The 24,593-nt window shown below is 59.8% G+C and carries 20 protein-coding genes and 1 pseudogene; 14 read left to right on the forward strand and 7 right to left on the reverse strand.

Annotation, left to right across the window (positions count from 1 at the left end; all coding sequences use genetic code 11):
- Positions 1 to 62 precede the first annotated feature (62 nt).
- From JFT86_RS21950 to JFT86_RS21960, 3 genes are all read right to left on the reverse strand, one after another.
- Positions 63 to 272, reverse strand: a complete 210-nt coding sequence (locus JFT86_RS21950) for a cold shock domain-containing protein (RefSeq protein WP_201234019.1) — start codon at positions 270 to 272, stop codon at positions 63 to 65.
- Between the two features lie 230 nt (positions 273 to 502).
- Entirely contained in the window at positions 503 to 712 is a 210-nt protein-coding gene (locus JFT86_RS21955) for a cold-shock protein (RefSeq protein ID WP_201233517.1), read from the reverse strand.
- A 223-nt stretch (positions 713 to 935) separates the two neighbouring features.
- On the reverse strand, positions 936 to 1,145 hold the full coding sequence (locus tag JFT86_RS21960) for a cold-shock protein (protein ID WP_201233518.1): 210 nt from the start codon (positions 1,143 to 1,145) through the stop codon (positions 936 to 938).
- Between the two features lie 407 nt (positions 1,146 to 1,552).
- Here JFT86_RS21960 and JFT86_RS21965 point away from each other — a divergent pair, with 407 nt between their 5' ends.
- The 13 genes and pseudogenes from JFT86_RS21965 (at position 1,553) to JFT86_RS22025 (ending at position 17,645) form a co-directional block, all read left to right on the forward strand.
- Positions 1,553 to 2,344, forward strand: coding sequence for a hypothetical protein (locus tag JFT86_RS21965; protein ID WP_201238641.1), 792 nt, complete (start codon positions 1,553 to 1,555; stop codon positions 2,342 to 2,344).
- A 10-nt stretch (positions 2,345 to 2,354) separates the two neighbouring features.
- Positions 2,355 to 3,767 (forward strand): annotated as a pseudogene (locus JFT86_RS21970) (DUF1254 domain-containing protein).
- Between the two features lie 83 nt (positions 3,768 to 3,850).
- Positions 3,851 to 4,708: a transporter gene (locus JFT86_RS21975; RefSeq protein ID WP_242489338.1), complete on the forward strand. Its 858-nt coding sequence runs from the start codon at positions 3,851 to 3,853 to the stop codon at positions 4,706 to 4,708.
- A gap of 15 nt (positions 4,709 to 4,723) precedes the next feature.
- Positions 4,724 to 5,776: a hypothetical protein gene (locus JFT86_RS21980; RefSeq protein WP_201238304.1), complete on the forward strand. Its 1,053-nt coding sequence runs from the start codon at positions 4,724 to 4,726 to the stop codon at positions 5,774 to 5,776.
- Between the two features lie 16 nt (positions 5,777 to 5,792).
- Complete coding sequence (locus JFT86_RS21985; protein ID WP_201238305.1) at positions 5,793 to 6,773, forward strand: MoxR family ATPase; 981 nt, start codon at positions 5,793 to 5,795, stop codon at positions 6,771 to 6,773.
- The gene (locus JFT86_RS21990; protein ID WP_201238306.1) at positions 6,770 to 7,702 is read left to right on the forward strand and encodes a DUF58 domain-containing protein; all 933 of its coding nucleotides are present in this window, start codon (positions 6,770 to 6,772) and stop codon (positions 7,700 to 7,702) included. Before JFT86_RS21985 ends, JFT86_RS21990 begins: the two co-directional genes overlap by 4 nt.
- The gene (locus JFT86_RS21995; protein ID WP_201238307.1) at positions 7,699 to 8,298 is read left to right on the forward strand and encodes a DUF4381 domain-containing protein; all 600 of its coding nucleotides are present in this window, start codon (positions 7,699 to 7,701) and stop codon (positions 8,296 to 8,298) included. Before JFT86_RS21990 ends, JFT86_RS21995 begins: the two co-directional genes overlap by 4 nt.
- Positions 8,285 to 9,277, forward strand: coding sequence for a VWA domain-containing protein (locus JFT86_RS22000; RefSeq protein ID WP_201238308.1), 993 nt, complete (start codon positions 8,285 to 8,287; stop codon positions 9,275 to 9,277). Before JFT86_RS21995 ends, JFT86_RS22000 begins: the two co-directional genes overlap by 14 nt.
- 1 nt (position 9,278) lies before the next feature.
- Positions 9,279 to 10,859, forward strand: coding sequence for a VWA domain-containing protein (locus tag JFT86_RS22005; RefSeq protein ID WP_201238309.1), 1,581 nt, complete (start codon positions 9,279 to 9,281; stop codon positions 10,857 to 10,859).
- Positions 10,856 to 12,271 (forward strand): BatD family protein, encoded by a 1,416-nt coding sequence (locus tag JFT86_RS22010; protein WP_201238310.1) that lies wholly within the window; start codon positions 10,856 to 10,858, stop codon positions 12,269 to 12,271. Before JFT86_RS22005 ends, JFT86_RS22010 begins: the two co-directional genes overlap by 4 nt.
- Positions 12,268 to 13,290 (forward strand): HAD family hydrolase, encoded by a 1,023-nt coding sequence (locus JFT86_RS22015; protein ID WP_201238311.1) that lies wholly within the window; start codon positions 12,268 to 12,270, stop codon positions 13,288 to 13,290. Before JFT86_RS22010 ends, JFT86_RS22015 begins: the two co-directional genes overlap by 4 nt.
- A 75-nt stretch (positions 13,291 to 13,365) precedes the next feature.
- A complete protein-coding gene (locus JFT86_RS22020) occupies positions 13,366 to 14,952 on the forward strand; it encodes an arylsulfatase (RefSeq protein ID WP_201238312.1) in 1,587 nt (528 codons plus the stop codon).
- Positions 14,953 to 15,152: 200 nt separating this feature from the next.
- Positions 15,153 to 17,645 (forward strand): fused MFS/spermidine synthase, encoded by a 2,493-nt coding sequence (locus tag JFT86_RS22025; protein ID WP_201238313.1) that lies wholly within the window; start codon positions 15,153 to 15,155, stop codon positions 17,643 to 17,645.
- 54 nt (positions 17,646 to 17,699) lie between these two features.
- On the opposite strand, the gene JFT86_RS22030 is transcribed toward JFT86_RS22025, so the two are convergent.
- Positions 17,700 to 18,374, reverse strand: coding sequence for a DUF3313 domain-containing protein (locus tag JFT86_RS22030; RefSeq protein WP_201238314.1), 675 nt, complete (start codon positions 18,372 to 18,374; stop codon positions 17,700 to 17,702).
- A gap of 216 nt (positions 18,375 to 18,590) precedes the next feature.
- Here JFT86_RS22030 and JFT86_RS22035 point away from each other — a divergent pair, with 216 nt between their 5' ends.
- Entirely contained in the window at positions 18,591 to 20,963 is a 2,373-nt protein-coding gene (locus tag JFT86_RS22035; protein WP_201238315.1) for a tetratricopeptide repeat protein, read from the forward strand.
- A 102-nt stretch (positions 20,964 to 21,065) separates the two neighbouring features.
- Here JFT86_RS22035 and JFT86_RS22040 read toward each other — a convergent pair whose 3' ends face one another.
- From JFT86_RS22040 to JFT86_RS22050, 3 genes are all read right to left on the reverse strand, one after another.
- Positions 21,066 to 22,037 carry a hypothetical protein gene (locus JFT86_RS22040; protein WP_201238316.1) on the reverse strand — a complete coding sequence of 324 codons (972 nt, stop codon included), beginning with the start codon at positions 22,035 to 22,037 and terminating at the stop codon, positions 21,066 to 21,068.
- Between the two features lie 325 nt (positions 22,038 to 22,362).
- A complete protein-coding gene (locus tag JFT86_RS22045) occupies positions 22,363 to 22,842 on the reverse strand; it encodes a DUF934 domain-containing protein (protein WP_201238317.1) in 480 nt (159 codons plus the stop codon).
- On the reverse strand, positions 22,839 to 24,512 hold the full coding sequence (locus JFT86_RS22050; protein ID WP_201238318.1) for a nitrite/sulfite reductase: 1,674 nt from the start codon (positions 24,510 to 24,512) through the stop codon (positions 22,839 to 22,841). Before JFT86_RS22050 ends, JFT86_RS22045 begins: the two co-directional genes overlap by 4 nt.
- Positions 24,513 to 24,593 lie beyond the last annotated feature (81 nt).

A 24,593-nucleotide genomic window follows, 5' to 3' on the forward strand; every position in this document is an offset into this window, starting at 1 on the left:
GGACTGGTTCTGACCCACCAAAAACTTGCAGTCTCCGACGGCCTTTACAAAAGGTGAAAGAGTTAAACCACCTGAATCTCTGAAACTTGCATTGCGTCGGGGCCTTTGATTACCACGAATTGAACCCTGTCGCCTTCTTTAAGTTTAAGCGTTTTGAATCCATCCGATTTGATCGCAGAGAAAGGCGCGAATAGATCCGGGCCACCGCCATCTGGAGTGATAAACACATACTCCTTCGCATCGTTAACCCACCTCACAACTCCTCTTACCATAGTCATGATTGCCACCCTTTCGCTCATCTTCGCGCAAGTCGATAATCCTGCGCGGCACCCCACCATCAAACGCCCATCCCCCCACCCCGACAACTGTCAAACCTGACAGGGTGTAAATATCCACAGTCCCTCCGTAGGAGCTGCCGCAGGCTGCGATCTTTTGACCTGGCTCTACAAAAACAGGATCAAAAGATCGCAGCCTGCGACAGCTTTTACAAAAGCTGAAAGCGTTATATCGCCTTAATATTGGAAGCTTGCAGTCCTTTAGGGCCTTGTTTCTCCTCGAAGGAAACCTTTTGGCCTTCTTGAAGCGATTTGAAACCATCGGATCGCACCTCAGAGAAATGCGCAAATAGATCCGCGCTTCCGTCATCTGGAGTGATAAACCCAAACCCTTTTGCATCGTTAAACCACTTCACCGTCCCTGTTTGCGCTGCCATGGTTGCCATCCTTTCGCTGATCTTCGCGCAAGCCATTAATCCTGCGCGTTACCCCACCATCAAACGCCCATTTCCCCACCTCGACAACTGTCAGACCTGACAGGGTGTAAATATCCACAGTTCCCCAGTAGGAGCTGCCGCAGGCTGCGATCTTTTGACTTGGCTCTACAAAAACAGGATCAAAAGATCACAGCCTTCGGCAGCTCCTACAAAAGCGAGATATTCATATCGGTCGGATATTTATGGCGCGGGGTTCTTTGCCATCATTTTTTACTTCATACGAAACCTTCAAATTTTCAGCAATCGATGTAGATGTAAAAGCCTCGGGTATGAAACCGGTGGAATGCGCATATAAGTCCTTACCCCCATCATCCTGAGCGATAAATCCAAACCCTTTGGTATCGTTAAAAAATTTTATCTTTCCTGTTGCCATGATTGCCTTCCTTTCGCTCATTTTCGCGCAAGCCATTAATCCTGCGCGTTACCCCACCATCAAACGCCCATCCCCCCACCTCGACAACTGTCAGACCTGACAGGGTGTAAATATCCACAGTCCCTCTGTAGGAGCTGCCGCAGGCTGCGATCTTTTGACTTGGCTCTACAAAAACAGGAGCAAAAGATCGCAGCCTTCACAGTTCCTGCGAAAAGCGGGAATGCTCAGCACACTTTCCCGTGATCTCGCGCACAAAACCAAAGAATTAATCCATTCGACTGGCTAACTCCCGCTTAGCTGCTAGCTTCATTCAGACGTGTCCTACAGGCTTGATAAGAAAGGGATAACGCCGTCAACGGCCACCAAGTGCCGAAGCGTCCGAATGAGCACCAGGGAATCGGGGAATGATGTTGAATCAATGGGGATGCTACGCCTTGCTGTTGGCGAGTTCACTGACGCCGACAGGTTTTGCCTGGGCAAATAACGCCGAGGAGGCCAACAAAAGTAACAACCCGCTGAACCTGGCCCCCGGCGCCAACCTTCAGGACTACTACACACCCAGGCTTTACGACAGCAACGTCCATACCAACGACGCCTTGTTGCGCGGCACCTTGCCGATTGCGCCTAACGACTTCATCGGTGTGCCGCAATTGCTCCGTGCAACCATGCCGATCAGCACCCGCCCCGACCCGCACGGCGGCTACAGCACCGGCATCGGCGACCTCAATCTGTTCGATATCTTCCTGCTCAAGACTGACGGCGTGCAATTGGGCATCGGCCCGCAGATCACCGCGCCGACCGCTGCCGAGGATGAACTGGGCACCGGCAAATGGCAGGCCGGCCTTGCCGCGATAGCGATTGATTCTTCGCCGCGAGGGCTGCTCGGTGCACTGGTGCAGTATCAGAGTTCGTTCGCCGGCGATCATGATCGGCCCCACGTCGAAACGGCAACGCTGCAGCCCTTCATCATCCATAACCTGGAAAAAGGCTGGTACCTGCGTTCCACCGGCACCTGGACGTTCGACCTGAAAAACGACACCCACTACATCCCGATCGGTCTGGGCGCAGGCAAGGTGTGGAAATCCGGCAGCAATATCCTCAACGCCTTCATCGAACCGCAATGGACGGTCGAGCGTAAAGGCGATGGCCTGCCGCAATTCACCCTGTTCGCCGGCATCAACGTGACATTTGGCAAGTAGGTAAAACGCCATGAGAAGAGCTATCAAAATCGCCGGTTACAGCTTGATGACAATGTTCGCCAGTTGCGGTGTTGGCGCCCAGGATTTCAGCGCCAGCCCCGACGAGGCCCGCGCCATTGCCAAGGAAGCCTACCTATATGGGTTTCCGGTGGTGGAGATGTACAAGACCCTCTACACCCAGGCCGTCGACACTAAAAGCCCGAACTACAAGGCACCGTTCAATCAGATCGGCAACACCGCCAAGGCCTTCACTGCCAAGGACACCGCATTCGTCACACCGAACGCCGACACGCCCTACTCGTTCGTCTGGATGGACCTGCGTGCCGAACCGTTGATCCTGACCCTGCCAGCCATTGAGGAGCACCGCTATTACTCGGTGCAACTGATCGATGCCTACACGCAGAACTTCGCCTATCTGGGCACCCGCAGCACCGGTAACAATGGCGGTCACTTCATGATCGCCGGGCCGGACTGGTAGGGTCAGCAACCGGTCAATATCGACCGACTGGTGCGCAGCGAAAGCAACATCGCCTATGCGCTTTACCGCACACAGCTGTTCGATGAAAAGGATCTGGCCAAGGTCAAGCAGATTCAGAAGGGCTACAAGGTCGAAACGCTCAGCCATTATTTGAAACAGAAAGCCCCGCCCCCCGCACCGAAGGTCAGTTGGCCGAAACCGACGCCAACCATGAGCGAAACCGCGGATCTGTTTCGCTACTTGAACTTCATGCTCGCCTTCACGCCACCGCAGGATGTCGAGAAAGACCTGCTCGCGCGCTTCGCCAAAATTGGTATTGGTGCGGGTCAGCCGTTCGATCTGAAACAGTTCAGCGCCGAGCAACGCAAAGCGCTCGAGGATGGCATCAGCGATGCCAAGGCCGAGTTTGCCGCGTTCAAGAAAGACAAGGTTGATACCCACGAAGTCAGCAGTGGCGATCTGTTTGGCACCCGCGATCGCCTCAAGGGCAATTACCTGTATCGCTATGCCGGCGCCAACATGGGCATCTTCGGCAACTCCGCCGAGGAGGCGAATTACATCGGTTACTTCGTCGACAAGGATGGCCAACCGGTCGACGCCGCGAAACACGACTACACCCTGCATTTCGACAAGGGTGCCCTGCCCCCTGCCGACGCGTTCTGGTCGCTGACCATGTACGACGGCAAAAACAAATTGCTCGTGGCCAACCCGCTCAACCGCTACCTGATCAACTCGCGGATGTTGCCGGATCTGAAGCTCGACGCCGACGGTGGCCTGACCCTCTACGTGCAACACAAGAATCCGGGCAAGGACAAACAGGCTAACTGGCTGCCGGCGCCAAACGGGCCGTTCTACGGGGTGCTGCGTCTGTACCTGCCCAAACCGGAAGTGGCCAGCGGCGAGTGGAAGATGCCGTTGTTGACGCCCGTGATCGCTAAACCATGAGAATCCAATCGACAAATCGCTGGAGCACTGAGATGGGCCCGAAGACATCCAAAAAAGCCGCATTGACAGCGCTTGGCCTGACCATGGCGCCACTGTTGAGCGTTGCGGACAACGCGCGCGACTGGCAAAACCTGCCCACCGATCTGAACATGGTGTTTGGTTATTACAACCGTATCGATACCAACACGCCGATCGATACGGCGCTGCCGATCGACGGCTTGTCCCTCGACGCCAACCTGTACATCGCCCGATTTGCCCGATCGTTTGCAATTGACGGGCGCAACAGCGCGATCCAGATCTTGCAACCCTATGCCGATATTTCGGCGTCCTTCGACAATGCGCAGTTTTTCAACGGTACCAAACACAATGGCGGTATGGCCGATACCCAGGTGGTGCTGGTGCATAACATTTTTGGCGGCCCGGCGCTAACCAAGGAAGAGTTCGCCAACTGGACGCCGGAGACGTTCCTCACCGGCGCACTTTGGGTAACCGCGCCTACAGGCGATTACGACAAGGACCGGATCATCAACATCGGCTCGAATCGTTGGGCATTCAAACCGGAGGTTGCCTTTGGTACCCCGATTGGCCCTACCTGGCTCGAATTCAATACCTATGTGTCGTTGTACGGTGACAACGACGACTATCACGGTGACGGCAAGCTCGAACAGAAAGCGCTTTATGCCGTTGAGGGTCACTACAGCTACACCATCAACCGCGCTTTATGGGCCTCACTCGATGCGACGTACAGTCGTGGCGGCGAAACAAAAATCAACGGCGACTGGCAAGACAACAAACAGGAAAACGGCCTGCTGGGCGCCACTGTCGGCTTCATGCTGTCACCTCAGTTTGGTGGGCTGATCGCCTACTCGGACACGGTCTCCGAACGCACCGGTTCACCGGATGTAAACACTTGGACGTTACGTCTGCAGTACGCCTGGTAGCGGAGCCGTATCACCATGACGACTGCATGGAAGCGACCCGGCCTGGCCCTGTGCACCGCAATGTTCAGTGGCCTCGCCTACTCGGCGGGCAACTTGCCGACCCTCGACAACACACCGCCGCCCAGCGCCGGCAAGGGCGACCCCGAAACCTGCCACCGCCTGCAACAGGACTTCGACATCGACCTGAAAAAAGTCGTCGCCGCCGGTTGCGATCCGTCCACCGAGCAGATCGCCAAGCTGATGGACAACCCGGTCGGTAACCTCGTGCTGCTGTTCAACCAGTACGACTACACCGCACTCAAAGGCCCGAACAGCAACGGCACGCGGATGCTCGGCAAATACAGTTTCATGCCGACCTTTCCGATTTCCCTCGGCGAGGACTGGAACCTGATCAACCGCCTGCCCATCAGCTACGTCAGCGCGCCAGTCAATCACAAGGCCGGCAACCTGATCGGCATGGGGCCGAACGAGTTACTGCACGATCGCGGCGACTTCGCCTCAGTCGTACAGGATCCGTTTGACCGCACCAGTGGCTTCGGCGATCTGGCCTACGTCGGCGTGTTCTCGCCCAAGGAGCCGATTCGCTTTGCCGGCGGCGGCAAAATGGTCTGGGGCTTCGGCCCGACAGCGATGTTCCCCACAGCTGAAGAAGACGTGCTCGGCACCGGCAAATATTCGCTGGGCCCGGCGTTCGTCGCTGCCTATCTCGGCCCGGACTGGACCCTCGGCGTATTCCCGCAGCACTGGTGGTCGGTGGGCGGCGACAGCAAACGCAAGGACGTCAGCCTGACCAACGTGCAGTACTTCATTCAACGGGCGATTCCAGGGCCGGAGCAATGGCGGATCGGCATGACCCCCAATGTCACGGTCAACTGGAAAGCTGAGGGCGGCAACAAAGTCACTTTCCCCATCGGCATCGGTGCCGGGCGGATTTTCAACTTCGGCAAATTGCCGGTGCGCATCTCTGGCGAGATCCAGTACTCGGCGATCCACCCTGACGACCTGATCAGTAGCCGCTGGAATTTCCGGCTGTCGTTCATTCCGGTCATTCCGACGTTCATGTTTTGAGAAGGAAGCACAAGTCATGACAGCACTCAGCGACCTCAACGCCCTGCAAGCGAGCATTGCCGAATCGGTGCTCGGCCAGGATCAGGTGATCCGGCAGATCCTGCTCGGCCTGTTGGCCAATGGGCACTTGCTGCTGGAAAGCCTGCCCGGTCTGGCCAAGACGCGCACGGTCAAGGCGCTGGCCAAACACCTGGACGCGAAAATGAGTCGAATTCAGTTCACCCCCGACTTGCTGCCCTCGGACATCACCGGCGCCGAGGTGCTACATCAGGTCGCCGGGCAAAACGAAATCCGCTTCCAGCAAGGGCCGCTGTTCGGCAACCTGATCCTCGCAGACGAGATCAACCGTGCACCGGCGAAAGTCCAGGCGGCGCTACTCGAAGCCATGGAAGAGCGGCAGATCACCGTGGCCGGCAACAGTCATGTGCTGCCGGATCTGTTCATCGTGGTGGCGACGCAAAACCCGATCGAACAGGAAGGCACCTATCCTCTGCCGGAAGCGCAGATGGACCGGTTCCTGATGAAAGTCCTGCTGGACTATCCGAGCGCCGACAATGAAAGCCAGGTTTTGCGTCTGTTACGCGCCGAGGAGTTCGCCCAGGGTGCGAACACCGCGCCAACCAAGGGTTTCAGTCTGTCGCAGGAGGTGATTTTCGCCGCACGCAAGGAAGTCAGTGCGGTGCACGTTTCGCCAGCCATTGATACCTATCTGATCGACCTGATCAACGCCACACGCCATCCCGCCGACTACGACGAAGACCTCGGGCGCTGGATCAACATTGGCGCCAGTCCGCGTGGCGGCATTGGTCTGGATCGTTGCGCGCGCGCCGATGCGTGGTTGCAGGGTCAGGATTTTGTTTCGCCGGACAACGTACGCGCCGTGGTGCATCCGGTGCTGCGTCATCGTTTGCAATTGAGTTATGACGCGGTGGCTGATGGCGTGACTGCGGATCAAGTGCTGGACAGGATTCTCGACAAAGTGGCGATCCCCGCGTGAACGCTGACGGTCTGGTCTACGTCTCTCTCGCGCAATTGATGGCTCTGGAGTTCAAGGCCCGTGACCTGAGTTTTCTGGCACGTCAGCCGCAGGGCAGCATCCTTGCCGGCAACCATGCCTCGCGCCTGCGTGGGCGTGGTTTGAACTTCGATGAACTGCGCCGCTATCAGCCGGGCGACGACCTGCGCCATCTCGACTGGCGTGCCTCTCTGCGCACCGGCAAACCGGTGGTGCGCACCTTTACCGAAGAGCGCGACCGTCCGGCATTGATCGTCGTTGACCAGCGCATGTCGATGTTCTTCGGCTCGCAACGCAGCTTCAAATCCGCCGTGGCAGCCGAACTCGCCGCGCTGTCGGCGTGGATGGTGTTTAGCGCCGGCGACCGCGTCGGCGGGCTGGTTTTCAATGACTCGCGCATTGACAGCATCGCCCCGTTGCGCAGCCGCAAACGCGTGGAAGCGTTGCTCAGTCGTATCGCCGAACAGAATCAGGCGTTGAATGCCGCCAACCCGGATGCCGAAGGTGAAGATCAACTCGACAAAGTGCTGCAGCGCTGTCTGGCTTTGGCCGGGCATGATCATCTGATCTGCATCGTCAGCGATTTCGCCGGGGCCGGCGAATGCACCTTGCAACTGATGCGGCAACTGTCGGCGCACAACGATGTGATCGCCCTGCAAGTCTACGATCCGCTGGCGCTGAAACTGCCGAACAATGGCCGCTTGCTGATCACCCAGGGCCAGTTGCAGGTGGAACTGGCGGTTGAGAAGCGCAGCGTGCATCAGCCTTTGGGGGACTTTCTCAGCGGTCGGCTGAAGGACGTCGCCACTCTCCTGCGCCGCAGCCGTGTGCCGCTGATGATGTTCAGCACCGCCGAAGAAGCACACACGCAATTGCGTGCCGAGCTCGGGAAAAACGGAGCGCGACGTTGAATCCGAACGTCCCGAGCATCGAACAACTCAAGGAGTTGGGCCTGCCCGCGCCGGTCAGCTATGCGCCGCAGACGTGGGGCTGGTGGGTGCTGCTGGGGCTTTTGATCGTACTGGCGATCGTGGTTGGCGTGCGACGTCATCTGCAATGGCGGCGTGATCAATATCGACGTGAAGCGCTGGTGCGATTGGCGCAACTGCGTGATCGCAGCGATGACCTCAATGCGCTGCGCGAATTGCCTGAACTGCTGAAACGCGTAGCCCTCTCGATGCCCGCAAAATCATCTGGTCGAAACCCGATCCCTGTAGGAGTGAGCCTGCTCGCGATAGGGTCATCACATCCAACGCATTCATCAACTGATCGATCGTTATCGCGAGCAGGATCACTCCTACAGGGGGTTGCGGCGCTTGGAAGGGAGGATTGGCAAGGCTTTTTACAGCGGCACAGCAAAAAGCAGCTCCCGGCGGATTTCAGCGAGCAACTCGCTCAGTTGGCCTACGCCCCCGACGACACCTTGCGCGCCCTCCCCGCCGAACAACGTCTGGCGCTGTTCGACACCTGCCAATACTGGGTGGAGCATCATCATGTGGCAGCTTGATTACCCTTGGCTGTTGCTCCTGCTGCCGCTGCCCTGGCTGGCTTACCACTATCTGCCGGCCTACAACGAAGCGCGCAGTGCCGTGCGCGTGCCATTTTTCAGCGCCATGAGCCGCGCGGTCGGCGAAGCACCGGCCAACGCCGGCACTCGGCGCAATGTCTGGCAGTTGCTGCTGAACCTCGCGGTGTGGGCGCTGATTCTTTTGGCGGCGGCACGCCCGGTGTTCGTCGAAAAACCGATCGAACGCCAGCAACCGGTGCGTGACCTGATGCTCGCCATCGACATCTCGCAGTCCATGGAAACCGAAGACTTCACCAACGCCAGCGGCCGGAAAATCAATTGCCTGGCGGCCGTAAAAGAAGTCGTGCAAGGCTTTATCGACAAGCGCAAAGACGACCGCCTCGGCCTGATCGTCTTCGGCAGCGGCGCCTATCCGCAGGCACCGCTGACGCTGGATCACGCCAGCCTGTCGCTGCTGCTGGCCGACACCGGAATCGGCATGGCCGGGCCGAACACCGCGATTGGCGATGCGATCGGCCTCAGTCTCAAGCTGCTCGACAAGGCCCACGAGCAGGAAAAAGTGTTGATTCTGCTCACCGATGGCAACGACACCAGCAGCGCGATCACTCCGGATCACGCCGCAGAGATGGCCGCCAACAAAGGCGTGGTGATCCACACCATCGGCATCGGTGATCCGGGCGCGTCGGGTGAAGCCAAGGTCAATCTGCCGGGCCTTGAACAAATCGCCAAAACCACCGGCGGCCAATTCTTCCGCGCCGAAGACCGTACCGCGCTGGATCAGGTCTACAGCACCCTCGACCGCCTCACTCCACATCAGGTAAAAACCCTCAGCCACCAGCCGCAGCGGGAGTTGTTCTACTGGCCGCTGGGCGCGGCGATACTGTTGCTGGCCCTGTATCACCTCGGCGCGATGTTGCTGCCAAGGCTTTCGCTCGCACGTCAGCGGCAGGAGGCCTGAAATGGAAATCAATCTCAGCGACTTGCACTTCCTGCGCCCGTTATGGCTGCTGCTCGCGTTGTTCGGCGCGTTGCTGCCGCTGATCTGGCGCCGCAGCCGCGACCTGCAACGACGCCTGCGCGGCAACATCGCCGAGCATTTGTTGCCCCACTTGTTGGTCACTCCGCAGGACAATCAACGGCTGCGCCCGGTGCATCTGTTGTGTGCGTTGTTGATACTCGGCTCGATCGCTGCCGCCGGGCCGACATGGGAGCAGGATCGCCCGGACTTTCTCGAGAACCGTGCGCCGCTGATTGTCGCCGTCGATCTGTCGCCTTCGATGGATGCCACCGACGTACAGCCGACACGGCTGGAAGCAGCGAAACACAAACTCCACGATCTGATCCAGCGCCGCGCCAGCGCGCGCACCGCGCTGATCGCTTACGCCGGCAGTGCGCATCTGGTGTTGCCGCCGACCGATGATCCAGCGCTGCTCGACACCTTCATTCAGGCCTTGGGCACGGGATTGATCGACAAACCGGGCAAGGACGTCGGCGCGGTGATCGATCAGGCCAAACGTCTGCTCGATGCCGAGAAAACCCCGGGCAGTCTGCTGCTGATCACCGACGGCGCCGATACCGCGCAACTGGATGGCCTCGCCAAACACCTCGACGGCAGCGACTTGCAGGTTCTGGTACTCGCGGTGGGCAGCGAGGATGGCGGCATCATTCGCGACGCCAATGGCCAGCCGCGCACCGACGCCAACGGACGTCCGGCGCTGGGCAGTTTCGACTCGGCCGCGCTGAAAAAACTGGCGTCGGCACTGGATGCGCCACTGGGCAGCCTGACCCTCAACGACGACGATCTGGACTGGATTGAACTGCACGCGCAACAACACTTCCAGAGTGCCAGTGCCGAACAGCGCGGACTGCACTGGAAAGACGCCGGTTACTGGCTGTGCTGGCCGCTGCTGTTGTTGGCGCTGTTCAGCGTGCGCAAAGGCTGGAGTGTGAACTGGGTGCCGGCGCTGGCGCTCGCCGTGGGCCTCGGCTGGCCGGCCGCCCCGGCGCAGGCCAACGGGCTGACCGATGCGTTCTTCACCCGCGATCAGCAGGGTCGCTGGGCGTTCGAGCATGGGCATTTGCCACAGGCCGCTGCGCTGTTTGTCGACCCGTACTGGAAAGGCGTCGCGGCGTATCACGCGGCGGATTACGACCTCGCATTGGCGACGTTCGCACGGCAGGACACGCCGCAGGCGTATTTCTATCTGGGCAACATTTACGTGCGGCGCTTCAAGTTCGATCAGGCGATTGCCGCCTACACGCAGGCGTTGAAACTGCAACCGCAGTTCCCCGAAGCCACGGCCAATCTGGCCTTGGCCCAAGCGTTGTTGAAAGACACCGACAGCGCGCAGAAGAATGCGCCAAAGACCAAGCCGGATGAGGTGAAATTCGACAAGGCGCCGGGCAAGGGCCAGAGCAAAGCGGTCAAGACCGAACAGGCGACGTCGGATGCGTTGTGGTTGCAGAACCTCACCACCTCCCCGGCGAAATTCCTCAAGCAGAAATTCAGCTTGCAGGATCAGGCGGGGGCAAGGCCATGAACCGAGTCGCAGCTATCGCGAGCAGGCTCACTCCTACAGAGGAGCTTCGGCGTATACAAAACCAATGTAGGAGTGAGCCTGCTCGCGATGGCGGCAACCCAGTCACCCAAAAACTCTGCATCCTGTTGTTGATCAGTCTGTTCAGCTTCAGTGCCTTTGCCGCCGAACCCCAGCTCAAAGTCCAGGCCCACCTGCAACCCGCCGAAGGCGCCATGGTCGGCGGTCTGATTGAACTGCAAGTCGACGTCCTCACCGACACCTGGTTCACCAGCGCCGCCGCCCTGCCCGACCTCAAACTGGACGGCGCGCTGGTCATGCCGCCCGATGGCCAGGCGCAGCACCTCAACCAGACCATTGACGGCCAATCCTTCAGCGGCCTGCGTTACAGCTACCTGATCACCCCAAATGTCGCGCAACGCTACGACATCCCGGCGCTGACCGTGCGCGCCACACCCGCGCAGGCGACCAGCGAAATCAACGCTCAGACCGCACCTTTGCAATTCAGCGCCGCCCAGCCGCCCGGTTTCAAGCCCGGTGATGTGCCGTTGGTGGCAACCGCAGTGCGCCTCGGCCAAACCATCATCAACTCGGCCACGCCGCTGAAAGTGGGTGACAGCATCACTCGGCAACTGACCTTGCAAGCCGACGGCACATTGGCGATGGCCCTGCCGACACCGACCCTGGGCGATGTCGCCGGCCTCAGCCGTTATGCAAAAACACCGCAGGTCACCACGCTCGATGACGGGCGCGGCGACATCCTCGGTGGTCAGCGTATCGACAGCGTGACCTACCGCATCGACAGCGCCGGCTCGCACACCCTGCCCGCCATCGAAGTGCAATGGTGGGATTCAGGCACCCGGCAATCACGTACCGCACAAGTACCCGCAGTGACCTTCGACGCAGCGGCGAACAGCGCCTACAAACCGCTGTTCTCAATCACTGAAGATCTTCAGCAACTAAGCCACAACCGTGTGCATTTCTCTGCGCAATGGCTGCTGTGGCTGTTCGTTCTCATGGCACTCGTAGCGCTCGGTTATCTGAGTCGTGCGCCGCTCACCCGCGCCTGCCGCGCCATGCAAGCGCGCAAGCAGGCGCGGCACGCCGCGTGGCTGCAATCGCCCGACTACGCCTGGCAACAAATCAATCCGCAACTCGACGCCCGCCCGCCACAGTTGAGCGCGTTGTATCTATGGCTGCGCCGCAGTCGCCTGGGTCTGCAACTGGTCGCTGCCGGCCCACGTCTGCAAGGGCTGTTGCGCGGGCTTTATGGCCGCGAACCGGCCGCTGAAAAAACCCTGGCTCAACTGCGCCAATCGTTGACTACGCTTCACAGTCAGGCCGGACAACAGCAACAAAAATCAACTCCGGCCCTGCGCCCGCTCAACCCCGTTCACGACAAGGATTGCTCATGATCAAGCCGATGCTGCACCGCCAACGTTTCGGCGTAGCCCTACTGTTTGCGCTGGCTCTGCCACTGCTGGCTCAGGCCAGCGAACCGCTACCGTCGTGGAACGATGGTCCGGCGAAAAAAAGCATCATCGAATTCGTCCAGACCGTGACCGACCAATCGAGCAAGGACTTCGTCAAACCCGCCGAGCGGATTGCCGTGTTCGATAACGACGGCACCCTGTGGAGCGAGCAGCCGATGTATTTCGAGCTGCTGTTCGCCCTCGACGAGGTCAAGCGCAATGCGCCGCAGCACCCGGAATGGAAAACCACCCAACCGTTCAAGGCTGTCATCGAAAACGATCACAAGGCCCTCGCCGCCGCCGGCATGGACGGCATTCTGAAGATCTTCGGCGCCACCCACACCGGCATGACCACCGAGGCGTTCGATGATTACGCCAAGACCTGGCTGAGTCAGGCGCGCCACCCGAAAACGGGCAAGCCATACACCGAAATGATCTTCCAGCCAATGCTGGAGATGCTCGACTACCTGCGCAGTCAGGATTTTAAGACTTATATCGTCTCCGGTGGCGACACCGCGTTCATGCGCGCCTTCGCCGAGAAGGTCTACGGCATTCCGCCGGAACAGGTGATCGGCACCACGTTCGTCACGGCGTTCCAGTTCAAGGACGGCAAGGCTTCGATCGTGCGCACACCGAAACTGGCGCACAACGACGATGGCCCGGGCAAACCGGAAAGCATCGACGCGGTGATCGGCAAACGGCCGATTCTGGCGTTCGGCAATTCCGACGGTGACCTGCAGATGTTGCAGTGGACCGCTGCAGGCCCCGGCAAACGGTTCATGGGGCTGGTGCATCACACCGACGCCAAACGTGAATGGGCCTACGACCGTAAATCCGACATCGGCCGGCTCGACAAGGCCCTCGATGAAGCCAATTCCCGTGGCTGGACCGTGGTGGACATGGCGAGCGAATGGCGCCGCATCTATCCGTTCGATCCACCGGCAACCGAGCAAGTGCAATAAGAAAAAACGTAACGCAGGACCGCATTAAACGTAAGTCGCTGCAGGCGACACCCCCGCGCAAAAGGAGCAAGTCAGATGACTCGCATACGCAAGTGGCTACCGAAACTCGCCCTGGTGGCAACCTCGGTGATGGCGCTGTCGGCAACCGCCACAGCGGCAGAAAAACCTAACATTCTGGTGATATTCGGCGACGATATCGGCCAGACCAATATCAGTGCCTATTCGATGGGTGTGGTCGGCTACAAGACGCCGAACATCGACCGCATCGCCAAAGAAGGCATGATGTTCACCGACTACTATGCGGAGAACAGCTGCACCGCCGGCCGTTCTTCTTTCATTACCGGGCAAACGCCACTGCGAACCGGCCTGTCGAAAGTCGGCATTCCGGGCGCACCAGTGGGCCTGCAAAAACGCGACATCACCATTGCCCAGGCACTCAAGGGCCTGGGTTATGCCACCGGACAGTTCGGCAAGAACCACTTGGGCGACAAGGATGAATACCTGCCGACCAACCACGGTTTCGACGAGTTCTTCGGCAACCTGTATCACCTCAACGCTGAAGAAGAACCGGAGCGTCCGTACTGGCCCAAGGACGATGCCGAATTCGTCAAGGCCAACACCCCGCGTGGCGTGATTCACAGCTTCGCCGACGGCAAGATCGAAGACACCGGCGCGCTGACCACCAAGCGCATGGAAACCATCGACGACGAAACCACCGCCGCCGCACAGGCGTTCATCGAGAAACAGGCCAAGGCTGACAAGCCGTTCTTCGTCTGGATGAACACCACGCGCATGCACGTATTCACTCACGTACGTGATTCGATGAAGGGCCAGAGCGGTATGCCCGGCAACGAATACGCCGATGGCATGCTTGAGCACGACGCCGATGTCGGCAAACTGCTGAAGACCCTCGATGACCTGAAAATCACCGACAACACCATCGTCGTCTACACCACCGACAACGGCCCGAACCAGTTCTCCTGGCCGGACGCGGCGACCACGCCGTTCCGCAACGAGAAGAACTCCAACTGGGAAGGCGCGTATCGGGTCCCGGCAATGATTCGCTGGCCGGGCAAAATCAAACCGGATGAAGTGTCCAACGAGCTGTTCTCGGGCATGGACTGGTTCCCGACGCTGCTCGCGGCGGCGGGTGATGCCGACGTCAAAGGCAAGCTGCTCAAGGGTTGGGCGCCAACGGCTGGCGGTACCAACTTCAAGGTGCACCTGGACGGTTTCAACCAACTGCCGTACCTGACCGGTCAGCAGCCTAAAGGCGAGCGCAAGGAGTTCTACTACTTCAATGACGACGGCGTGCTGGTGTCGATGCGCTTCGATAACTGGAAAGTGGTGTTCTGCGAACAGCGCGAACCGGGTGGTTTCCGCGTCTGGAGTGAACCGTTCGTGTGCCTGCGCGTACCGAAAATCCTCAACCTGAGAATGGACCCGTACGAGCGTGCCGACGTGGTTTCCGATCAGTATTACGATTGGCAGACCAAGAACGTTTACCTCGCCGCGCAAGCGGTGCAGAAATCGGCAGCGTTCCTGCAAACCTTCATCGAGTATCCACCGAGCCAGAAACCGGCCAGCTTCAGCATTGACCAGATCCGTGCTGCGGTTGACGCGAAAATCGCTGAAAAAATGAAAAACCAACCTGCACAGTAAGACCGCTCGACCGCCGCTCGCCTTAGTCGGCGAGCGGCCCCTATACCGGATCGAGCACTCAATACCTGTAGGAGCTGCCGAAGGCTGCGATCTTTTGATCTTGCCCTTGTTTTAAACAACCAAGATCAAAAGATCGCAGCCTTCGGCAGCTCCTACAGGGTATTGATGCTCTGTTGAACATTTGTAGAAGGCAATCCGCAATGTCCTCACGTATCGCCAGCAAGCCGTCGGCCATACCCGCTTCGCACACCGCTTCGCCCGCGCTGCTGCTGTGCGTCTCCGGCGCCGCCGCGCTGATATACCAGGTGTTGTGGATCAAGCAGCTGTCACTGGTGGTCGGCGTCGAGGTGTACGCAATCACCACCGGCATCAGCGCGTTTTTCGCTGGACTGGCCATCGGTGGCTGGTGGTTCGGACGCTGGGCGGATCGCTTGCAGCAACCGGTTTTGTTGTACGCCGGGTTGGAAGTGCTGGTGGCGATATTAGGCGTCGGTGCGACGTTTGCCTTGAGTGTTTCCGCCAGCGGGTTTGCCTGGCTGCAAGGTAACGTCGGTTTGCTCGCCTGGCTGTTGCCGTTCGCACTGGTTGGCATCCCCGCCGTATTGATGGGCGGCACCCTGCCGGTGCTGGTGCGTGCGCTGGCGGCGGATCCGGGCAAGGCCGGCGGTCAGTTGTACGCAGCCAACACTTTGGGCGCGATTGTCGGCACATTGCTCGCTGCGTTCATGCTGATCGCCACCCTCGGCGTGCGCGGCAGTGCGCTGTTCGCAGCGATGCTCAACCTGCTGGCCGCTGCCGCTGCGCTGATTTGGCAACGGCGACGACCGACTGCAGTTGAGGCGCCACACGTCAAACATCACCACGAAAAAGCCGCCGACCGCACCGCGTTGTGGCTGTATTCCATCGCCGGTGGCGTGGCCCTTGGTTATGAAGTGGTCTGGTCGCAATCGATCGTGCAGTTCATGAGCACCCGCACCTACGCCTTCGCCGTGGTGCTGGCGACCTACCTGACCGGCCTGTTTATCGGCAGCGCCCTGCTCGCCCGTCGCGTCGAGCGCATTCGTGATCCGTGGGGCGTGTTCGGTCTGTTGATTGCCGGTGCCGGGCTGATCGCGCTGGTGGAAATCGCCCTGCTCGGGCGCTGGCTGGTATTGGCCCAGAGCCAGAGCGAAATGTGGTTGCTGAACCTCGGCGCCAGTGAACTGGTGGGCATGAGCGCACGGTTTGCCGTCGCGGCGTTGAGCATTGTGTTCGTGCCGACGCTGCTGCTCGGTGCGGCGTTTCCGCTTGCCTTGCGCCTGAGTGTCGGCCACGAGCGGGTCGGCCGTGATGTCGGCGCCGTGGTGGCGTTCAACACGCTGGGCGGGATTATCGGCGTGATGCTCTGCGGCTTTCTGCTAATCCCGCTGCTGGGGCTGGTGCGCACGCTGGGCCTGTTGGCGATCATTGCGGCGGCGGTCGGTTACTGCGCGGTACGCAAGGGCCATCATGTGAAGAAAGGTCGACGTCAAGCGGTGGCGGCGCTGGGTCTGCTCTCGGTGCTGTTCGCCGTGCTGACGCCAGTCGACAAGATCGCCAGCCTGTTGCCCGGCGCACGCAATGGCACGTTGGCGTTTTATCAGGAAGGTCGCGGCGGCACCGTGGCGGTGGTCGCCCAAGGCAAAGGAGAAAACACCTTTCACCGTTTGTACATTCAAGGGGTTTCCAACACCGGCGATGCCATGCCGTCGCTGCGATACATGCGCATCCAGGCGCTGCTGCCGCTGTTGATTCACAACAGTGAACCGCGTTCGACCCTGGTGATCGGCTTCGGCACTGGCATTACCGCCGGCGCCATGCTGCGCTATCCGGGGCTGGAGCATCGCGTCGTTGCCGAGTTGCTGCCGGCGGTGGTCAACGCGGCGCCACTGTTCAAGGGCAATTTCAATGCGGCACGCGATCCCGGCGTCGATGTGCGTCTGCGTGATGGCCGTCAGGAACTGCTGCGCAGCGAACAGACTTACGACCTGATAACTCTCGAACCGCCACCGCCGTCGGCGGCCGGCGTGGTCAATCTGTATTCGCGGGACTTCTACCAGTTGGCCGCCGGCCGATTGGAGAAACAGGGTCTGGTCGCCCAGTGGTTGCCACTGCCAACCCAGAACATCGACGACTCGCGCTCACTGGTGCGCAGCTTCCTCGACGTGTTCCCCTACGCCTCGTTGTGGACCAGCGAGTTTCACGAAATGTTGCTCGTAGGCTCCATGGAACCGATGGAACTGGACGTGGCGAAGATTACCCAACGCTTCCAGCAGGACAGCGTGCGCAGCACGTTGCAGGATGTCGGCATCGGTTCGGCGGCCGCGTTGCTGTCAACCTGGGTCACCGACCGCGCCGGGCTTGAACGCTTCGCCGCTGACGCCCCGGCGGTGACCGACGATCAGCCGCGCATCGAGTACGCGCCGTGGGTACGAGCCAAGGAAATCACGCGGGTGTTGCCGGCATTGCTCGACCTCTATCAGCCACCGACGCTGGTGAATGCCGATGCAGGGTTCAACGAGCGCATGCAAGCGCACCGGCAACGCCTGATGCAGTTTTATCGGGCAAGTCTGCACGCCTATGACGGCGATCGGGATGCGTGGGGGCGGGACATTCGTGAGGTGATGCAGGGGGACGGTGGGAATCCGTATTTCCGCTGGTTTACCGGGCAGTAATCCTGCCATCTGCAGGAGCTGCCCGAGCCTTCGGCAGCCCCTGCAGTGTGACTGTTATTTAGCGGATTTGAGTTTGAGATACGACTGATGCAGGTCCGAAGCCCAGCCATCGATCACGGCTTTGACGTCATCGGCTTTCATCACCTGCGAATCGTTTTCCAGCGGTTTGCCGGTGCCCTTGCGCACCACCTGGGCGACGACTTTGTTGTTGCCGCCGTCAAGGAACACCGCTTCGGTCGCCAGGGTGGTTTCCTGATCACGAATGCCGCTGGCGGTACTCACCGCTGCTGCCACCAGCGCAATCGGAATGACTTCATAAGGCTTGAGGCCTTCGGTCTTGCTGCTGACCGCAGTGATTGCCGCACGCACCACGATCACACCCGGGCCAGGACCTGTGGCCAGTGGCAACGACTTGCCGAGTTCACGCTTGAGTGCCTGATCGTAGTAGCTGTTGATGCCATTGAGGGTCTGTTGCGGAATCTTCACGGTGGGCTGTGGTTTTGGATAGAGCTGGGTCGGTTCGATATAGACGCTGGTGAACTTGTTGATGTCGACTTTCGGATCGATCCAGCGCATCACTTCGGCACCGGACGGCGACTTGGCCTCCTTGAGCTGGCTGTAGTCCTTGAGAAACCCGGAGTATTCATCGGGAGCGACGGTTTTGCTGGAGCAACCGACCACACCAAGGGTGGCGATGCACAGCGTGCTCATCATCACTGCTAGCTTCATGCTGTAACTCCTGTCAGAAGGCCTGGATGTATTGCGTGAGGGGGGTGGTACAGGTATAGCCAAAACTCTGGCAATTGCGATTGCAAATCACAAAATTCACGCAAGACTGCGCGATGCCTCACAAGCGTCATTTGACAGAAGCCTGGCATCCGGCAAAGCTGCACCGAGCTTGAACGCACGCCAGACGGCAAATGCACCTGGACTACGGAAGTCGCAATGCCCAAGCATAAAAATAAAACCGTACACCCTGACCCTGATTCGTCTTCATCCGCACTTTCCCGCTATCTGTTCCCCGTCACCATCGGCGTCCTGTTGGCTGCCGTGGCGGGCATCGGCTGGTTTCTGTTCAGCCCGGCGCCCGCCCCGGTAAAACCTGCGCAGAGCAATCCGACACCGATCAGCGCACCCGCACCGAAACCGACCCCGGTGAAAACCGTCGCGAGCACGCCGGCTGCTTTCGTCGATGAGCAACAGTGCCAGGGCTGCCACACCGAACAGGTCAAGGACTGGCAAGGCTCGCATCATCAGTTGGCGATGCAACCGGCGACGGCCGAAACGATGCTCGGCGACTTCAGTAACGTGACGTTCAACGCTGAAAAGGAAACCACGCGGTTCTCGCGCGTGGGCGATGAGTTCTGGGTCAACACGCCCGGCATCGACGGCAAGAATGCCGACTTCAAAGTCGCCTACACCTTCGGCATCGCCCCGCTGCAGCAATACCTGATCGAAGTCGGCGAAGGACGCCTGCAAGCGCTCGGCGTGGCGTGGGATACCGAGAAACATCGCTGGTTTCACCTCTATCCCGGCCAGGGTGTGAACTTCAAGAATCCGCTGCACTGGAGCAAGCCGAGCCAGAACGCCAACTTCATGTGCGTCGAGTGCCACACCACCGGCTTCAAGCGCAATTTCGATGCGGCCAGCAATACGTTCAACAGCCAATGGAACAGCCTCGGCGTCGGCTGTCAGGCCTGTCACGGCCCGGCATCGAATCACCTGGAATGGACGCAGAAAAAAACCGATCTGATCCACGCCGGTTTCGATGTCGACCTCAAGGACAAGAACGCTACCGTCGAAATCGAAACCTGCGCTCGCTGCCATGCGCGCCGCGCTCCACTGGGCGACGGTTACACAGTTGGCAAACGCTTGATGGACGATTACCTGCCGAGCACCCTCACCCGCGAGCTGTATGCGCTGGACGGCAAGATCAAGGACGAAGTGTTCGAACACGGCTCGTTTCTGCAAAGCAAAATGTTCGACAAAGGCGTGCGTTGCAGCAATTGCCACAACCCGCACAGCACCGAGCTGAAAGCACCGGGCAATGCGGTGTGCCTGCAATGCCACAACACCGCCGGCAAAACTTCTATCGAAGGCGTCGACGGCAAGGGCCTGCTGGCGAAGAACTATGACTCCATCGAACACACCCGGCACACCATGGGTCAGCCCGGCTCGCAATGTGTCGATTGCCACATGCCCGGCAAGTTCTACATGGGCAACGACTTCCGCCATGACCACAGTTTCAGCATTCCCAATCCGGAACGTGCGCAGAAACTCGGTACTCCGGACGCGTGTCTGACCTGTCATCAGGGCAAGGCTGGCGACAAGGTCACCGCACAGTTCAAGTTGTGGAGCGCCTCCACTGCCCCGCAAGCGCCGCGTTATGACGAAAGCCTGTGGCTGATCCGCAACGGCCAGCCGGGCGCTGCCGACGCGCTGTACACGCAATTGCAGCGCAGCAATCTACCGGCGATTCAGCGTGCCACGCTGCTCGCGGAACTGCCGCTGTACCCCAGTGAACAAGCGCTGAAACTGGCGACTCAGGATCTGAAGAATTCGGCGCCGCAGGTTCGCGAAAGCGCGGTGCGGGCGATCAGCGCGTTTCTGCCACCGCCGGAACGTGCGCCGCTGCTGACGCCGATGTTGAGCGATCCGGTGAAAGCTGTGCGCATAGTCGCGGCCCGAGACCTGCTGAATGTAGCGCGCAACAATACACTGGGCGCAGCGCAAGCCAATTGGGACGCGGCGATTGCCGAATACGAAACGGTGCAGAAAAGTCTGGCGGAACGCGCCGAGGCCAATCTGAACCTGGCGATGCTCTATCAGGCCAGCGGTCGCGGCTCGGAAGTCGAGGGGTTACTGCGCACGGCGCTCAAGCGCGACCCGGATTTCTACCCGGCGCTGGTGACGCTGGTGCAATGGCTGGAAGCGAATGGTCGCAGTGAGGAAGCGCAAAAGCTGCTGGCCAATAGCCTCAAGGAACACCCGGACGCGGCGCTGTTGCAGCACACCCGCGGCCTGTCGTTGATCCGCGCCGGCAAAACCGTCGAGGCCATGGCCCCGCTGAAAAAAGCCGCCGAACTTGAGCCGCAGAACGCGCAGTACGGATACGTGCTGGCAGTGGCCCTGCACGAGAGTGGCAAAGTCGATGAGGCGTGCGCGGTACTGGAAGGCCTGCTCAAGGTCCAGCCGGCCAACCGCAATGCGCGGCTGTCGTTGATCCAGTGGTATCTCGACAGCGGTCAGGAACCGAAAGCGCAGGTGCTGTTGCAGGGCTGGAAGAAGATGAACATGGGCGATCCGGCCCTGAAATAACCTACTACCCCCTGTAGGAGCTGCAGCAGGCTGCGATCCTTTGATGTTGAACTTTAGGATCAACAGATCGCAGCCTGTGGCAGCGCCTACAGGGGTAGGTTTTTACCAGGAGGATTCGCCGCTGCGCAGGGCGATTTCGCGTCGGCTGTGGATGCGCATCGCCTTGATCAGCGACACCGTCCCGACCATCAGAATCGCCGCGCCAAACAGGAAGTCGATGTTGTAGAGCTGGAAGTCTTGCACCGGCCCGATCAACAGACCTCGGACCACCGCAACGCCGACCAGCGTGGCAAGGAAGTCGATCCCTGGCGCGTCACGATAGAACACCAGCATCAGTGGCAGGCACAGCACCAGCAGAAGCATCAGCACCACGACCTTGAACGAGCCTTTGCGTTCGACGCTGAATGCGCATTCGTGCGGGCCGTAAGCCTTGTAGTCTTCATCGCGGATCATCGAGTTTTTCTCGTTGATGTAGTCGACGCGGTTGTACTTCTGGATCGGCGTGAAGGTATTGGACATCTCCATCAGCGTGGTGATGTTCTTGAAACGCAGGTCGACGCGCTCGCTGCCCTTGAGGTAATAGAGCACCGGCTTGTAGCCATAACGGTAGGTATCGAACGGGAATTCGGTGACCTGGCCCTGAACGCCGATCGGGCGTGGCTCCAGTTCCGTGTAGGCACTTTTGTTGGTGGCCGAGAGGTTGCGACTCAGTGGCTGGAGCTTGATCTGTTCGAGGAAGATCGGCGTGGCGCCATAGGTCCACTGCAACGGTTCCAGACGCAGGCGCAGTTCGTTGCGGCTCAGGTCATAGCGGTTGAACGTGCGTTCGGAGACCACCAGCGAACCGCTGAGCATGAACTCGCCGCGCAGGTTGTTGGTGACGCGCAAGGTCAGTTGATCCTTGCCCAGCAACGCCGCTTCGTTACTGGGTGGAGTGCCGCACCACGCCGTGCTTTCGCCGGCGCCGCCGAGTTGGCCGTCGCGGCTTTCCTTGAATACATAAAAGTAACTGGCCCACAGCGTCAGCATCAAAAGCAACGCGGTAAGGCCGAGGATTTTCTTGCCCGGACTCACTGATCAGACTCCCTTCTTCGGTTCCATCGTCCAGCCGAAAACCCGCTGGCGACGGCGACTCTAACAAAAGGCCATCATCGACCCAAGGGAAAATGCCTGATCGGCGAAGGTTCTAAGGGTTTCCCCTGCATGCGAAACACAAACCTGTGGCGAGGGGATTTAGCGAAACGTCGCACCGCCCCGATCGACTGCGCAGCAGTCGCAAATCCAGCGAACGCGGTTGACCTGTGAGAGCCGGTTGACAGGTTTCAGGGCCGCTGCGCAGCCGTCGGGGATAAATCCCCTCGCCACAAGATTTACACACCACAGAAAGTAAATCCCGCAATCAGCGTCTTCTGAACAGCGGGCGCGGCTCAATTGCAGAGCGGCCATACAGCACGCTCATGCCCGCCAGGCCCTTCAGTGCATCCTCGGCCGATTTGTCTTCGCGCACGGCGAAACTGTCGAAACCACACTGGCGCATGTGGCTAAGCTGATCGCGCAGCACATCGCCAATCGCGCGCAATTCCGCTGCCCAGCCGAAACGGCTACGCAGCAGATACGCCTGACTGTAGGCGCGGCCGTCGCGAAAACTCGGGAAATCGAGAGCGATCAGTGGCAGCGAGGCCAGCCACGGGACCAGGCTTTCGACTTCATCGTCCGGCCCCAGCCACACAGCGTGAGTCGATGGCGATTGCAGCCAGTGCGCCAGCGGCAGAATCAATAATCCTGCGGATCGTGGCGTTGACGGTTCACGAATCAGTGTCCACGGATCATCCGTCACAAGCCGCGCCACGCCCTGCTCCAGTCGTAGCAGATTGTTCATGCCGAGACCTCCAACGCTTTCGGGTAGACCCGTTCCTTGAACGGTTCGAGGCCAATCCGCGCCAGGGTGTCGACGAACAATTCCTCACTCTCGCGGTAACGCACAAAGGTGCCGATGATCCGCTCGATGACCTGCGGCACTTCGGCCGCGCTGAACGACGGGCCAATCACTTTGCCCAGTGCGCTGTGCTTGCCCTGCGCGCCGCCGAGGGTGATCTGGTACCACTCGCTGCCGTTCTTGTCGACGCCAAGGATGCCGATATTGCCGATGTGGTGATGGCCGCAGGCGTTCATGCAGCCGGAGATGTTCAGGCTGATATCGCCCAGATCGTGCAGATAGTCGAGGTTGTCGAAACGCGCCTGAATCGCCTGCGCAATCGGGATCGACTTGGCGTTGGCCAGCGCACAGAAATCCCCACCGGGGCAGGCAATGATGTCGGTCAGCAAGCCAACGTTGGCGCTGCCCAGATGCCGCTCGCACGCCAGTTGCCACAAGGCATACAGATCGGCTTTCGGCACATCCGGCAGGACGATGTTCTGTTCATGGGCGATGCGGATCTCGCCGAAGCCGAATCGCTCCGACCAGTCGGCGACTGCAAGCATCTGCAACCCGGTGACGTCGCCCGGCGGCGAGGCCATGCCTGGTTTGGTCGAGAGCACCACACTGGTGTAACCCGGCACTTTGTGCGGTTGCACGTTGCGCGCCACCCAGCGGGCGAACGCCGGGCTCTCGGCGAGGCGTGTACCGAAGTCCAGATCGGTATCCGGCAGCGCCCGGTAGATTGGCGGCACGAAGGCGCTGGCGACCCGCTGATATTCGGCATCGGTAAGCTGCGCCGGGCCGTCCTTGAGGTGTTGCCATTCTTCTTCGACTTCTTTGGCAAACGCCTCGATGCCCAGCGCCTTGACCAGAATCTTGATCCGCGCCTTGTACTTGTTGTCACGCCGGCCGTGGCGGTTGTAGACCCGCAGCACCGCTTCGACATACGACAGCAGATGCTGCCACGGCAGCCCGTCGCGAATCTGCAAACCGAGGATCGGCGTGCGCCCCAATCCGCCACCGACGATGACCCGCAGGAGCATCTGGCCGTCGCTACCGGGGTAAAGGTACAGACCGATGTCGTGCATCATGATCGCCGCACGATCCTGCTTCGCCGAGCAGATGGCGATCTTGAATTTGCGTGGCAGGAACAGGAATTCCGGGTTGATCGTCGACCACTGCCGCAGGATTTCCGCCAGCGGGCGCGGGTCGATCAACTCGTCCGCCGCGACGCCGGCAAACGCTTCGGTGGTGATATTGCGCACGCAGTTGCCGGAGGTCTGGATCGCATGCATGTTGACCTGGGCCAGGCGTTCGAGGATGTCCGGCACTTCTGCCAGTTCGATCCAGTTGAACTGCATGTTCTGCCGCGTGGTGAAGTGCCCGTAGCCGCGGTCGTAATCGGCGGCGATGCTCGCCAGCGTGCGCATTTGCCCAGCGCTCAGCGTGCCGTAGGGAATTGCCACGCGCAGCATGAACGCGTGTTTTTGCATGTAGAGGCCGTTTTGCAGACGCAGCGGCAGAAACTCCTCCTCACTCAACTCCCCGGCCATGAAACGCTCGACCTGATCGCGAAACTGCGTGACACGCTCGAACACCAGTGCGCGGTCGTAATCATCGTATTGGTACATGCAACTGCCACCTCATCAGGACGCACACAATTCCTGTAGGAGTGAGCCTGCTCGCGATTGCGGTGTGTCATGACACACCGC

The sequence above is a fragment of the Pseudomonas sp. TH06 genome (genome assembly GCF_016651305.1).
Taxonomy (GTDB): Bacteria; Pseudomonadota; Gammaproteobacteria; order Pseudomonadales; family Pseudomonadaceae; genus Aquipseudomonas.

Excerpts from the sequence above, each read along its gene's own strand:
- JFT86_RS22000 (WP_201238308.1), top strand. The coding sequence starts at position 8,285 with ATGTGGCAGCTTGATTACCCTTGGCTGTTGCTCCTGCTGCCGCTGCCC.
- JFT86_RS22035 (WP_201238315.1), top strand. The coding sequence starts at position 18,591 with ATGCCCAAGCATAAAAATAAAACCGTACACCCTGACCCTGATTCGTCT.
- JFT86_RS22050 (WP_201238318.1), bottom strand. The coding sequence starts at position 24,512 with ATGTACCAATACGATGATTACGACCGCGCACTGGTGTTCGAGCGTGTC.
- JFT86_RS21955 (WP_201233517.1), bottom strand. The coding sequence starts at position 712 with ATGGCAGCGCAAACAGGGACGGTGAAGTGGTTTAACGATGCAAAAGGG.
- JFT86_RS21950 (WP_201234019.1), bottom strand. The coding sequence starts at position 272 with ATGGTAAGAGGAGTTGTGAGGTGGGTTAACGATGCGAAGGAGTATGTG.
- JFT86_RS22030 (WP_201238314.1), bottom strand. The coding sequence starts at position 18,374 with ATGAAGCTAGCAGTGATGATGAGCACGCTGTGCATCGCCACCCTTGGT.
- JFT86_RS22045 (WP_201238317.1), bottom strand. The coding sequence starts at position 22,842 with ATGAACAATCTGCTACGACTGGAGCAGGGCGTGGCGCGGCTTGTGACG.
- JFT86_RS22025 (WP_201238313.1), top strand. The coding sequence starts at position 15,153 with ATGTCCTCACGTATCGCCAGCAAGCCGTCGGCCATACCCGCTTCGCAC.
- JFT86_RS22010 (WP_201238310.1), top strand. The coding sequence starts at position 10,856 with ATGAACCGAGTCGCAGCTATCGCGAGCAGGCTCACTCCTACAGAGGAG.
- JFT86_RS21975 (WP_242489338.1), top strand. The coding sequence starts at position 3,851 with ATGGCGCCACTGTTGAGCGTTGCGGACAACGCGCGCGACTGGCAAAAC.
- JFT86_RS22020 (WP_201238312.1), top strand. The coding sequence starts at position 13,366 with ATGACTCGCATACGCAAGTGGCTACCGAAACTCGCCCTGGTGGCAACC.
- JFT86_RS21985 (WP_201238305.1), top strand. The coding sequence starts at position 5,793 with ATGACAGCACTCAGCGACCTCAACGCCCTGCAAGCGAGCATTGCCGAA.
- JFT86_RS22015 (WP_201238311.1), top strand. The coding sequence starts at position 12,268 with ATGATCAAGCCGATGCTGCACCGCCAACGTTTCGGCGTAGCCCTACTG.
- JFT86_RS21965 (WP_201238641.1), top strand. The coding sequence starts at position 1,553 with ATGTTGAATCAATGGGGATGCTACGCCTTGCTGTTGGCGAGTTCACTG.
- JFT86_RS21980 (WP_201238304.1), top strand. The coding sequence starts at position 4,724 with ATGACGACTGCATGGAAGCGACCCGGCCTGGCCCTGTGCACCGCAATG.
- JFT86_RS21960 (WP_201233518.1), bottom strand. The coding sequence starts at position 1,145 with ATGGCAACAGGAAAGATAAAATTTTTTAACGATACCAAAGGGTTTGGA.
- JFT86_RS22005 (WP_201238309.1), top strand. The coding sequence starts at position 9,279 with ATGGAAATCAATCTCAGCGACTTGCACTTCCTGCGCCCGTTATGGCTG.